This window comes from Yoonia sp. MH D7 (assembly GCF_054439475.1).
On the sequence record NZ_JBTJCF010000001.1, the window covers coordinates 808273 to 821290 of the forward strand.

A 13018-nucleotide genomic window follows, 5' to 3' on the forward strand; every position below is an offset into this window, starting at 1 on the left:
GCTCAACCGCACTTTGCGGGCGCTTGGGAAAGATCACAACATGACGCTTTCGAACAGGATGCAACTCGGATTGGGAGCCACGGCCGCCGTATTGATTGCGGTGGGGCTTGTGGCATTGATCGGGCCTGCACCTGCGCCGATACTCTCTGCGCCTGTGACGCAGGTGTTACCCAGTGCACAGCCCCTTGCGAACCCTGTTGCCCCGGCGCTGGATACGTTCCGGGTTGAGCCTGATGGCACCACGGTGATGGCAGGGCGGGCTGAACCCTTTGCGGTTGTGGATATTTTGTTGAACGGGGTGCAGATTGATCAGGCTGACGCGGATGCATCGGGCAGTTTTGTGGCTTTTGCGCAGCTAGGCTATGCGGATGCGTCGCGCGCTGTGTCGTTGCGGGTGGATGCGCAGAGCGGCGCGGTTCCGTCCGAAGAGACCTATCTGATTGCGCCGCTTCCGCGTCCTGTTGCTGTTGCTGTGCAGACCGGATCTGCGCCTGCTGTAATTGTGGCCTCTACCGAAGGTGTGCGTGTCGTGCAGCCAATCGTCAGTGACGCATCCCCGGATGTTCTGTCCACGGTGGCGCTTGATAGTATCACGTATGTTCCCGGTGGTACGGTGCAAATTGCGGGCCGTGCCTCGGGCGCAGGGCAGGTGCAGGTTTACATTGATAATCAACCGGTTACTGCGTCGTCTGTGACGTTGGGTGGTGATTGGCGGGTTGCATTGCCCGAAGTGGACAAGGGCGTTTATACGCTGCGCATCGACGAAGTGGATGATGCGGGCGCGGTCGTCTCGCGGATAGAGACGCCGTTCCTGCGTGAAGACCCAGCCGTGGTGGCACAGGCCTTGGCAGTGCAGACCGAGGCTGACGAATTCCAGGTTGCCATGACCACAGTGCAGCCCGGAACGACCCTTTGGGCGATTGCGCAAGAGCGTTTTGGTGACGGCATTTTATATGTAAAAGTATTCGAGGCGAACCGTGACCGGATACGTGATCCTGATCTGATTTACCCCGGACAGGTTTTTCGGATACCTTCGAGTGGTGAATAGTCGGCCGGCTCTGGCCTTTTGGTTGCGCAATTGGTTATGTGCAGATCTGAAATCCGGAGAGACCCATGCGCCACCTAGCCCAAACCGACACAAACCCGACTGACACCCGTGTGCAGGGGTTGAACGTTATCCGCCGTGTGATGCCATATCTTTGGCCTGCGGGTGACACGGGTGTGAAAATCCGTGTTGTGACGTCGATGTTGGCGTTGATCCTGTCACAAATCATCGCGGTCGTTACGCCGTTGTTTTTCAGTCAGGCAGTGGATGCATTGGCCCCGGAAGAGCCAACAGCGGCGACCTATCTGGGCCTTGGCGCTGTGGGGCTTGTGGTTGCTTACGGCTTTACGCGGATCATGGCGGTGGGTTTGCAACAGCTACGCGACGTGATTTTCGCCAAGGTCGGGCAGGGCGCGTTGCGTGCGCTGGCGCTAGAGACATTTACGCATATTCACCGCCTTTCCATGCGTTATCACATTACGCGCAAAACAGGCGGGCTAAGCCGGATCATTGAGCGCGGTGTAAAAGGCGTCGAGTTTTTGCTGCGGTTTTTGCTGTTTTCCGTGGGGCCGTTAATTTTACAATTGCTGCTGATCATGGGTATTTTGTTTGTCGAATTTGATGTTTGGTATCTGGTTGTCGTGGCGGTGACGATTGGCCTTTATGTCTGGTTTACCTTTGCTGTGACCGAGTGGCGTGTGCGTATTCGCCGCGAGATGAACGCGCAGGATACCGATGCCAACCAAAAGGCGGTCGACAGTATGCTGAACTTTGAAACCGTCAAATACTTTGGCGCTGAAAAGTGGGAAGCCGACCGTTACGACAAGGCGATGGGCAGCTATATGGTGGCGGCGATCAAGACCAATTACACGCTGGCGTTTTTGAATTTCGGTCAGGCGTTGTTGATTACATTGGGGCTGGCCGGTGTCATGGTGATGGCCGCGATTGGTGTCGAGAACGGCGCGTTGACGGTTGGTGATTTTGTGCTGGTGAACGCTTATATGATCCAGTTGACGATGCCTCTTAACTTTTTGGGTACAGTTTACCGCGAAATCAGGCAGGCTCTGATTGACATGGGTGAAATGTTCGATTTGTTAGGTCATCCGGCCGAGGTTCTGGATAAACCCGATGCAGAGGTTCTAAAAGTGCAAGGCGGTGAAATCGTTTTGGACGATGTACATTTTGGTTACGACCCCAAGCGCGAGATATTAAAAGGGGTCAGCTTTACCGCCAAGCCCGGACAGACAGTGGCGATTGTCGGCTCGTCGGGGTCGGGAAAGTCCACCATTGGCCGTTTGTTGTTCCGGTTTTATGATGTGCAAAATGGTGCGCTGCGGATTGACGGGCAAGACGTGCGCGATGTGACCCAAGAGAGCCTGCACGCCCTTATTGGTGTCGTGCCGCAGGACACTGTGCTGTTTAACGACACCGTGCATTATAACATTGCATACGGCCGCCCGAGTGCAGACGAAAGCGAGATCATCGCCGCTGCAAAGGCTGTAAAAATCCACGATTTTATTGTAAGCCTTCCGGATGGCTATGCGACAACCGTGGGTGAGCGGGGCCTGAAGCTGTCGGGCGGGGAAAAACAGCGGGTGGGCATCGCGCGGACCCTGCTCAAAAACCCGCCGATTTTGTTGTTGGACGAGGCGACGTCGGCATTGGACACACAAACCGAGATGGAGATTCAGGCTGAATTGCGCGGTCTGGCACAGGGCCGCACGGTTATCACCATTGCGCACCGCCTGTCGACGATTGCCGATGCGGATGTGATTTTGGTGCTAGAGGAAGGCAAGATTATCGAGCAAGGCAATCATGATGCCTTGCTGGCGGCTGAAGGTCGTTATGCCCATCTTTGGAACCGCCAGTCCGAGGAGGAAGAGGCCCCTGCGTAAAAAAGGTCATCTATCTGGCGGCAAGTGCGACCTCGTCTGCGGTTGAGGTCAACGCCGAGATTCGTTTGTTGGCGTTGATCGCTATGCTGGAGAGATTTACGTAGTTCATCACGCTACGGCTTACGCATTTTCTAAATCGGTTACGTGACCGGACGTGTTTGCGTCTGGTGCCCGTGAGATCGGAGTTGCGCCGTTTTCCACAGCAAAACCCGACACTCTATTGGCTCGAATTCCAGAATTATATAAATGTTGATCAGAGCGGCAGAGATATGCGGGATAATCGCCATACAGACAGGGCTATGATGGGCCAAGATAGGCGGTGCGACGTGGTCGGTTTGGCGTTTTGAGCGATGATAACACAAGGGCCGGTTTGGTATGTAGTGCGCTGATGACTGCAAGTTGTGCCACTAGGTCTTGGCAATCGGGACAGCTTCGCGATATGAACCTGCAACACCAAGCGGCATACGCCGCATTGATAGGGGCCTGACCGTGAGCGATACAGACAGCTTTATTGACGAAGTCACTGATGAAGTGCGCCGCGACGCGCTATACCGCTACATCCGCCGATATGGCTGGATTGCTGTGACGGCAGTGGTCGTGATTGTCGGCGGTGCTGCGTACAACGAGTATAGCAAAGCGCAGGCCCAAACCGCAGCGCAGGCGGCGGGTGATGGTATTCTGCTGGCAATGGCGCAAGATGATGCGACTTTGCGCGCGCAGGCCTTGGCCGGGGTTTCGGCCGACGGCTCTGCTGTGGCAGTGACGGCGCTTTTGACAGCGGGCGCACAGATGGACGCAGAAGACGTGGGGGGCGCACTGGAAACCTTGCAGGGCTTGGCCGTGAACACCGACGTGCCGGAAATTTACCGCGATCTGGCGGCTTTTAAGGCCGCGATGTTGCCTAACGCCGATGCCGCTGCGCGCAAATCAACACTCGAAACTTTGGCCTCACCCGGTTTGCCATTTTCGCTATTGGCCCGCGAACAGCTGGGATTGATCGAGGTCGAAGCGGGCGAAGTTGACGCCGCAATTGCCACAATGCGTGCAATTGTCGACGACGCGGGGGCGACGCGGGGCTTGCGTGAGCGGGCCCAAACACTCATTATAGCACTCGGCGGCACCGTCGAATTGCCCGTTGCTGAATAAGCCGGTTTAAGAGGATGATGATCGTGACAGCCAAGACAGCAATTTTTGCAGGCCTGCTGGTGGCACTGACCGCTAGCTGCGGTGAAAAAGACGTGATCCTGACGGGCGAGCGTTCCAATATCCGCGAGGGTGTGACAGCGTTTGTAAACCAGACGGGGCCGGTGAATTTGGCGGCTGCGCGCACCAATGCCGATTGGACCCACCGCAATGGCGGACCGGATCACCAGATCAGCCATCCTGCGCTAGGCGCAAACCTGACCCAAGTGATGTCGATTGATATCGGGCAGGGCGACACGCGCCGTTCGCGGATTACCTCGGAGCCTGTTGTGGCGGCTGGAGTGATTTATACGCTGGATTCAGGCGCGCGGGTTACTGCGACGTCGACGAGCGGCGCTGCACTTTGGGCGGTTGACGTAAGGCCGGGCCGTGATCGTGCAGGCGATGCCTCTGGTGGCGGTGTGTCCGTGGCGGGTGGCCGTGTGTTTGTGACCACGGGCTTTGGCGAATTGACGGCCCTTGATGCGGCATCAGGCCGCGAGATATGGACACAAGACCTTGACGCTCCGGGAACCTCTGCGCCGACTGTATTGGGCGATCTGGTCTATGTCGTGGCGCGCAATAGTGCGGCTTGGGCGTTGGATGTGAACACGGGCCGGACCCAGTGGCAGATTTCGGGCACCCCGTCGGTCGGTAATTTCGGCGGCGGAGCAGGGGCGGCTGTGAACGGCGACATCGCCTTGTTCCCGTTCCCGTCAGGCGAGGTCATCGCAACATTCCCGCAGGGCGGCACGCAGCGCTGGTCAACGGTTGTATCCGGCGCGCGCAATGGCAGGGCCTCGACATTGATCACCGATATCTCGGGCGATCCGGTGATATCGGGTAATCGGGCTTATGTTGGCAACTTTGGCGGACAACTCGCAGCACTTGATCTGGCCAATGGCGAACGAATCTGGACGGCGCGTGAAGGTGCAATGAGCCCTGTCTGGCCTGCGGGCAATGCGGTGTTTCTGGTCAATGACGTGAACCAGCTGGTCCGTCTTGATGCGGCTACCGGCGATCCGATCTGGCGCGTTGATCTGCCCTCAACCCAAGCTGATGGCAGAGGCCGCGCGCAAGCTGCGAGCTACGGTCCGATTCTTGCAGGCGGGCGTTTGATTGTGGCCTCATCCTTGGGTAATCTGTTGCAATACGATCCTGCCTCTGGCGCGCTTGTCGGTAGCGTTCCGATAGCGGGCGGTGCGGCTACAAATCCGGTTGTTGCAAACGGCACACTCTACGTCATCTCGAAAGAAGGCCAACTGCTGGCTTTCCGTTAGGTGCAAAGTGGTGTAACGGCTGCGATTGAATATTCAGGAGCCTGAAACATGTCTTTTACCCTCGCTGTTGTGGGCCGTCCCAATGTTGGCAAATCCACGCTGTTTAACCGTCTGGTTGGCAAGAAGCTGGCGTTGGTCGATGACCAGCCCGGTGTAACCCGTGATCTGCGCGAAGGCGCGGCCCGCCTTGGTGACCTGCGTTTTACCGTGATTGACAGTGCAGGGCTGGAAGATGCGATGGACGACAGCCTTCAGGGCCGGATGCGCCGCCTGACCGAACGTGCCGTGGAAATGGCCGATGTCTGTCTGTTTATGATTGATGCTCGTGTTGGTGTGACGCCAACCGATCAGGTTTTTGCCGATATTTTGCGCAAGAAAAACGCCAATGTGATTCTTGCCGCGAATAAATCCGAAGGCAAGGCAGGCGAAGTCGGCTATCTCGAAGCGTTTTCGCTGGGCTTGGGCGAGCCTGTGCGGCTTTCCGCCGAACACGGCGAGGGCATGGACGAGTTGTATCACATTCTGATGCCGCTGGCCGATGCCTTTGACGAACGTGCCAAGGCTGACGCGCCCGAGGTCGATGTGGACGTGGGCGAAGACGATGAAGACGCGCCGCGCATTCCCACCAAAGATAAACCGTTGCAGATTGCGGTCTGTGGTCGCCCCAACGCAGGCAAATCGACGCTGATCAATAAAATCATCGGCGAAGAACGTCTGCTGACAGGACCTGAAGCGGGCATCACACGCGACGCGATTTCGGTGCAAAAGGACTGGGCAGGCCCCGACGGTGTGCCAGTGCCGATGCGGATCTTTGACACGGCCGGGATGCGCCGCAAGGCGAAGATCCACGAGAAGCTCGAAAAGCTGTCGGTCTCTGACGGTCTACGCGCCGTGAAATTTGCCGAAGTCGTGGTCATCCTGCTCGACGTCGAAATCCCGTTTGAACAGCAAGACCTGCGCCTCGCCGATCTGGCTGAACGCGAAGGTCGCGCCGTGGTGATTGCGGTGAATAAATGGGATATCGAGACCGATAAGCAAGACAAGCTAAAAGAGCTGAAAGAAGAGTTCGCACGCCTTTTGCCACAGCTCAAGGGCGCGCCTTTGGTGACTGTCTCTGCGAAGACAGGCAAAGGTTTGGACCGCCTGCAAGAGGCGATCATGCGCGCCCATGAGGTGTGGAACCGCCGCATCACCACCGCGCAACTGAACCGCTGGCTGACGGGCATGTTGGAACAGCATCCGCCCCCCGCACCGGGTGGTCGACGCATCAAAATGCGTTACGCGACGCAGGTGAAAACACGGCCTCCGGGTTTCATTGTCATGACGTCGTTCCCCGACCTCGTGCCTGCCAGCTATACCCGCTATCTGGTGAACGGCTTGCGCGCCGATTTCGACATGCCCGGGACGCCGATCCGCCTGACACTGCGCGATCAAAGCGACAAGAACCCGTATAAAGACAAGAAGAAAAAGCAGACAGGTCGCCTGTCCAAGCACATCAAAAAGCCGACTGGCGAAAACTTCTAAACGATTTCTTGAATAGGTCTGGACGCGAATTGCGCCCGGACCTTTTTTAATCAGATTAATTGACCGTCCACGCCGATCATGGTTTTGCCGCGCAAGTACGGATGCAGCACCTTTGGCAATACAACCGACCCATCCTCTTGCTGGCCGTTCTCCAGCACTGCAATCAGGCAACGCCCAACTGCCAAGCCAGAGCCATTCAGCGTATGCACATAGGCAGGCTTGCCGCCTTCGGTGGGTTTGAACCGCGCGTTCATGCGGCGGGCTTGATAATCGCCACAGGTCGAAATCGACGAGATTTCGCGGTAAGCATTCTGGCCCGGCAACCAAACTTCGATATCATGGGTGCGGCGCGCGCCTGCACCCATATCACCTGTGCAAAGAATCACTGTGCGATACGGCAAGCCCAGTTTTTCCAAAATCCCCTCGGCACAGGCCGTCATACGAAGATGTTCGGCGTCCGACGTGTCAGGATGGCAAATCGTGACCATCTCGACCTTTTCAAACTGGTGTTGGCGCAACATGCCAGAGGTATCACGGCCCGCAGACCCAGCCTCGGAACGGAAGCAAAGCGTATGCGCCGCAAAACGACGGGGCAGGGCGGCTTCGTCCACAGTCGCGTTGTTCACGATATTGGTCAGCGTCACTTCGGCAGTCGGGATCAACCACCAGCCGTTTGTAGTCTGATAGCTATCCTCGCCAAACTTTGGCAACTGGCCCGTGCCATACATCATCTCTTCACGCACCATTACGGGCGTATTCGCCTCGATCAGGTCGTTTTCCTCAACATGGGTATCGAGCATGAATTGCGCCAGCGCGCGGTGCACACGCGCCACAGCACCCGACAACAAAACAAAGCGGCTACCCGACAGTTTCGCGCCGGTTTCAAAGTCCATCCCAGGCACAACCGCGCCAATTTCAAAATGCTCAACAGGCTTGAACGCAAATTCAGGCAAGACGCCGTGGGTTTTCATCTCGACGTTATCCGCCTCATCTGCACCATCCGGCACATCGTCATAAGGCAGGTTCGGGATCGTTAGCATCAGCGTGTTCAGCGTCGCGTCAGCCTCTTTAGCCTCGTCATTGAGGGCGGCAATCTCGGCCTTTTTCGTCGCAACCAGCGCGCGCAGCCGTTCGAATTCCGCTTCGTTACCTGACGCCTTGGCCGCACCAACCTGCTTTGACGCCGCATTGGCATCAGCTTGAGCCGTTTCTGCGGCCAAAATCTTGGCGCGACGCCCCTCATCCAACGCAAGAATTTGCGCCGACACCGGCGCAACCCCACGGCGAGACAAGGCCGCATCAAAAGCGGCAGGGTTGTCACGGATCATGCGAATATCATGCATAAGATTGGTCCTTTGGTTGGCAAATTCATAACTGGCCCCCATATGCCGTAAACTAAGGCGGCTGTGAACCTCTGAAATAGGGGGTATCGTGTTGCCATTCATGGGGTGCAGTCATAATGTGCCGCGACTTTGGCGCTCATCCCGAGCGATTATTACGCACTTAACGGAGGCCCTTTATGCAAGGCATTCAACAATTCGTCCCGCTGATTCTGATTTTTGGTATCATGTATTTTCTACTTATCCGCCCACAGCAAAAGAAGCTGAAGCAACATCAGGTAATGGTGCAGGCGCTGCGCCGTGGTGACCAGATCATCACACAAGGCGGCATCATGGGCAAAGTGACCAAGGTCAAAGACGACAGCAACGAAATCGAAGTTGAAATTGCCGCAGGCGTGAACGTGCGTGTCATCCGGTCGACAATCGCGACTGTTGTGAACAAAACAGAGCCAGCCAAGGCTTAATTTCACACCGAACACCACGACAGGGCGTCATTTATGTTACATATCTCTCGATTCAAGCAAACGCTGATCTGGCTCGTCTGCACGGTTGGCTTTTTGCTGGCGCTTCCCAACGGATTTTATTCCCGCGTGGAAGCTCATAATGACGCAATCTCGGCAGGAGCAGAGGACACAACGTGGCCTTCGTTTCTGCCGTCTAACCTTGTGAACCTTGGCCTTGATCTGCGCGGTGGCGCACATTTGCTGGCCGAAGTGAAAGTGGACGAAGTTTACGCCACGGTGATGAACGCGCTGTGGCCCACAGTGCGAGATACCTTGGCAGCAGAGCGCGATTTGATCGGCTTTGTGACACGTGAAGACAGTCCCGCGGATATTCTGCGGGTCCGATTCTCTGAGGCAGCGGGTGCGGATCGTGCCATGACACTTGTGCGCGGATTGGCGACCCCTGTGGCGTCACTCGCGGGTGCAGGTCAAAACGACATTAAAATCGCCCTGAACGGTCAGGTCATGACGATTGAACTGACCGATGTGGAAAAGGCCGCGGTTGATGACCGCACCATGCAGCAATCGCTGGAGATTATCCGCCGCCGTATCGACGAAGTCGGCACGCGTGAACCGACAATCCAGCGTCAGGGCACCGACCGTATTCTGGTGCAAGTGCCGGGTGTTGGCTCCGCGCAAGAGGTCAAAGACATTATCGGCACCACCGCGCAGCTGACATTTCAGCCGGTCGTCGGTCGCACCACAGATCCAGGTGCCGCTGCCGGATCGGGAAATATGCTTGTGCCCTCGCTAGATGAGGTGGGCGTTTTGTACATTCTTGAACGCAGCCCCGTTGTGTCCGGCGAAGAACTGACTGACGCACAGCCCGCGTTTGACCAAAACGGCCGCCCTGCGGTGAATTTCCGGTTCAACCCGACAGGCGCGCGCAAGTTTGGCGAATATACCGCCGAGAATATCGGCGCACCTTTTGCGATTGTGCTGGATAACGAAGTGATTTCCGCGCCCACAATCCAAAGCCATATCCCCGGCGGCTCTGGTATTATCACAGGCAACTTCTCGGTCGAGGAATCGACCAACCTTGCTGTGCTATTGCGTGCAGGGGCCTTGCCTGCGGGCCTGACGTTCTTGGAAGAGCGCACTATCGGGCCGGAACTCGGCCAAGACAGTATCGACGCGGGCAAACTTGCGGCCATGGTCGGCGGCGCATTGGTCGTGTTCTTTATGCTGGCAACCTACGGGCTATTCGGCTTTTTTGCTTCAATCGCTTTGATGATCAACCTGTTCATGATCTTTGGTGTCCTTTCGTTGATCGGTGGCACGCTCACACTGCCGGGCATCGCGGGGATCGTTCTGACCGTTGGTATGGCGGTGGATGCAAACGTGCTGGTGTTCGAGCGCATACGCGAAGAGCTCAAAACCGCCAAAGGCCCTGCGCGTGCAATTGAGCTGGGCTACGAGCGTGCACTTTCCGCCATCCTCGACAGTAACATCACCACATTCATCACCGCAGCGATCCTGTTCGCGCTTGGCTCTGGCCCTGTGCGCGGCTTTGCGATTACGCTGGGGCTGGGGATTATGACGTCAGTGTTCACCGCGATCTTTGTGACCCGTTCGCTTATTGTAATCTGGTTCGCGCGCAAGCGTCCCAAGAAAATCGAGGTTTAAGCTATGCGTCTACGTCTTGTTCCGGATGATACCAAAATCAACTTCTTCAAAAACGCCAAGCTGACGTTTGGCGCCTCGGTTATTCTGATGATTGCCTCGGTGGTTGTGTTCTTTATCAACGGGCTGAACTTTGGTATCGACTTTAAGGGCGGCACAACGATCCGTACACAGTCCGAACTGGCAGTCGATGTCGGCGACTACCGTGCTGCGATATCCGAGCTGAACTTGGGCGATGTCAGTATCACTGAAGTGTTTGATCCGACCTTCGACGACAACCAGCACGTCGCTATGGTTCGCATTCAAGCACAGGAAGGCGACGAAAGCGTCGGCGCACAAACCATCCTTGACGTAGAGGCGGCGCTGCAAGCGGTTGACCCGTCGATCACGTTCCCATCCGTAGAAAGCGTTGGGCCAAAGGTGTCAGGTGAGTTGATCAAGACCGCAGTCATGTCCGTGATCGGCGCATTGACCGCTATCGTGATCTATATCTGGCTGCGGTTCGAATGGCAGTTTGCGGTTGGTGGCGTTGTCGCGCTGGCGCATGATCTCATTCTGACAATCGGCATGTTTGCGTTGCTGCAAATCAAGTTTGACCTCGCCATCATTGCTGCGCTGCTGACGATTGTTGGCTATTCGATCAATGACACGGTTGTGGTCTTTGACCGTGCCCGCGAAAACCTGCGCAAGTATAAAAAACTGCCCTTGATCGACGTGTTGAACCTGTCCACAAACGAGACCCTGTCGCGCACGATGATGACGTCAGGCACCACACTTCTGGCGCTCATTGCGCTGTTGGTGCTGGGTGGTGACGTGATCCGGGGGTTTGTCTTCGCGATCTCTTGGGGCATCATCGTGGGGACTTATTCGTCGATCTACATTGCGAAAAATATCGTGCTGATGCTTGGCGTGAAACGCGACTGGACCAACACACCCACAACCACCGGCAACCAGTTTGGCAATATCGACGCGTAAATGAACGGAGCCCGCCATGCGCCTGAATGAAGTGATCTACGACAACAGCCGCCCTATCGACGGCTACGGACCGGGATTCTTTCGGGTCGGAGGCACGGTGCATCACGGTGCTATTCTCGCGTTGCCGACGGGCGTGGCACCTTGGGGTGGCTTGGATGATGTCGCGGCGATCCTTGCCTTGGCCGAAACCATCGACGTGGTGTTCATCGGCACCGGCGCAGAAATTGCGCATCTGCCGCCGGCCTTTCGCGAGGCTTGCGAAGAGGCGGGCATCGGCGTCGAACCAATGGCGTCACCCGCCGCCTGCCGCACCTATAACGTGCTATTGTCCGAAGGTCGGCGTGTCGCAGCAGCCCTGATTCCCGTATAGATGTTACTGCAAGTTCGCGACCTTGCGATCACCCGCAGTGGGTTGCCCGTCCTGTCTGGCCTGTCGTTTGACGTGAAAACGGGGCAAGCCCTGATACTGCGCGGCCCTAACGGTATTGGGAAGACCACGCTCTTGCGCACCCTTGCAGGGCTGCAAGATCCAGCCGCCGGAACGATTGATCTGCCCGCTGACGAGGCAGCCTATGCCAGCCACGCTGACGGCATCAAAACGGCGCTGACTGTGCAAGAAAACCTCGCATTCTGGGCGAAAGTCTATGGTAATCCCGTCCCCGATACGATCTGGGACCAATTCGACCTCGGCGAATTACGTGACCGTCTGACAGGGACACTCTCGGCGGGTCAAAAGCGTCGCGCAGGGCTTGCACGCCTCGGCGTCATCGGGCGCAAAATCCTGTTTCTTGATGAGCCTACCGTGTCACTTGACGGATTTTCTGTCAAATTGTTCAGCAACTTCATTCGCGATGTTCACCTCGCAAACGGCGGCATCGCTGTGATTGCCACCCACATCGACCTGTCACTCGACGAGGCCACGACGCTCGACCTCACCCATTATGCGGCGCACCCCGACATAGGTCCCTCTGACAGTGACGAGGCCTTCCTGTGATCGCAGTTTTGCTGCGCGATCTGCGCCTTGCCACACGGGCAGGCGGCGGCTTTGGGTTGGGACTGGTGTTCTTTCTCATCGTGATCGTTCTGGTGCCATTTGGAGTTGGCCCCGAAACCGCGATTTTGCGCAAAATCGCTCCTGGCATTCTCTGGGTCGCGGCGCTCTTGGCAGCATTGCTCTCGCTCGACCGTATCTTTGCACTTGATCACGAAGACGGCGCGCTCACACTGCTTGCCACGGCACCCATCCCACTTGAAATGGTTGGCGTCGCAAAAGCCGTGGCCCATTGGCTCACCACCGGCCTGCCTCTTAGCATCGCGGCACCAGTTTTGGGTGTGCTTTTGCAGCTTCAATCAAGCGCCTATGCATTCGTAGCCCTGACATTGCTGATCGGCACGCCCGCCCTTTCCATGATTGGCACGTTCGGAGCCGCTTTGACCGTGGGCATCAGGCGCGGTGGCTTGCTGCTCTCTTTGTTGGTGCTGCCGCTCTACGTCCCGACCCTGATTTTCGGCGCAGAGGCCGTCAGGCGGGGCGCGCAGGGCTTGGACGCAACAACACCCATGCTCATGTTGGCGGGGATCACAGCAGGGTCATTTGCGCTTTTGCCATTTGCAACTGCGGCAGTATTGCGCATCAATCTGCGGTGATCAG

The 13018-nt window shown here is 56.9% G+C and carries 12 protein-coding genes; 11 read left to right on the forward strand and 1 reads right to left on the reverse strand.

Annotated features, from left to right (window positions below; translation table 11 throughout):
• The first annotated feature begins 40 nt into the window (after positions 1–40).
• The 5 genes from ACXLHR_RS03970 to der all read left to right on the forward strand — a co-directional run bounded on the left by ACXLHR_RS03970 (position 41) and on the right by der (position 6926).
• On the forward strand, positions 41–1048 hold the full coding sequence (locus tag ACXLHR_RS03970) for a LysM peptidoglycan-binding domain-containing protein (protein WP_458790238.1): 1008 nt from the start codon (positions 41–43) through the stop codon (positions 1046–1048).
• A gap of 65 nt (positions 1049–1113) precedes the next feature.
• Positions 1114–2940: an ABCB family ABC transporter ATP-binding protein/permease gene (locus ACXLHR_RS03975; protein WP_458790239.1), complete on the forward strand. Its 1827-nt coding sequence runs from the start codon at positions 1114–1116 to the stop codon at positions 2938–2940.
• 489 nt (positions 2941–3429) lie between these two features.
• The gene (locus ACXLHR_RS03980) at positions 3430–4086 is read left to right on the forward strand and encodes a hypothetical protein (RefSeq protein ID WP_458790240.1); all 657 of its coding nucleotides are present in this window, start codon (positions 3430–3432) and stop codon (positions 4084–4086) included.
• A 17-nt stretch (positions 4087–4103) separates the two neighbouring features.
• Positions 4104–5402 carry a PQQ-binding-like beta-propeller repeat protein gene (locus ACXLHR_RS03985; protein WP_458790241.1) on the forward strand — a complete coding sequence of 433 codons (1299 nt, stop codon included), beginning with the start codon at positions 4104–4106 and terminating at the stop codon, positions 5400–5402.
• 48 nt (positions 5403–5450) lie between these two features.
• On the forward strand, positions 5451–6926 hold the full coding sequence (gene der, locus ACXLHR_RS03990) for a ribosome biogenesis GTPase Der (protein ID WP_458790242.1): 1476 nt from the start codon (positions 5451–5453) through the stop codon (positions 6924–6926).
• 50 nt (positions 6927–6976) lie between these two features.
• Here der and serS read toward each other — a convergent pair whose 3' ends face one another.
• On the reverse strand, positions 6977–8269 hold the full coding sequence (serS, locus tag ACXLHR_RS03995) for a serine--tRNA ligase (RefSeq protein WP_458790243.1): 1293 nt from the start codon (positions 8267–8269) through the stop codon (positions 6977–6979).
• 176 nt (positions 8270–8445) lie between these two features.
• On the opposite strand from serS, the gene yajC reads away from it, so the two are divergent.
• Genes yajC through ccmB form a run of 6 tightly spaced genes read left to right on the forward strand, consistent with a single transcriptional unit; the run spans position 8446 to position 13014 of the window.
• Positions 8446–8730: a preprotein translocase subunit YajC gene (gene yajC, locus ACXLHR_RS04000; RefSeq protein WP_458790244.1), complete on the forward strand. Its 285-nt coding sequence runs from the start codon at positions 8446–8448 to the stop codon at positions 8728–8730.
• Between the two features lie 33 nt (positions 8731–8763).
• Positions 8764–10395 carry a protein translocase subunit SecD gene (gene secD, locus ACXLHR_RS04005; protein ID WP_458790245.1) on the forward strand — a complete coding sequence of 544 codons (1632 nt, stop codon included), beginning with the start codon at positions 8764–8766 and terminating at the stop codon, positions 10393–10395.
• A gap of 3 nt (positions 10396–10398) precedes the next feature.
• Entirely contained in the window at positions 10399–11367 is a 969-nt protein-coding gene (secF, locus tag ACXLHR_RS04010) for a protein translocase subunit SecF (RefSeq protein ID WP_458790246.1), read from the forward strand.
• Positions 11368–11383: 16 nt separating this feature from the next.
• Positions 11384–11737 (forward strand): Mth938-like domain-containing protein, encoded by a 354-nt coding sequence (locus tag ACXLHR_RS04015; protein ID WP_458790247.1) that lies wholly within the window; start codon positions 11384–11386, stop codon positions 11735–11737.
• Entirely contained in the window at positions 11738–12361 is a 624-nt protein-coding gene (ccmA, locus tag ACXLHR_RS04020; RefSeq protein WP_458790248.1) for a heme ABC exporter ATP-binding protein CcmA, read from the forward strand. It begins immediately after the preceding gene.
• Entirely contained in the window at positions 12358–13014 is a 657-nt protein-coding gene (gene ccmB, locus ACXLHR_RS04025; protein WP_458790249.1) for a heme exporter protein CcmB, read from the forward strand. The genes ccmA and ccmB overlap by 4 nt, the downstream gene beginning before the upstream one ends.
• The last annotated feature ends 4 nt before the right edge of the window (positions 13015–13018 follow it).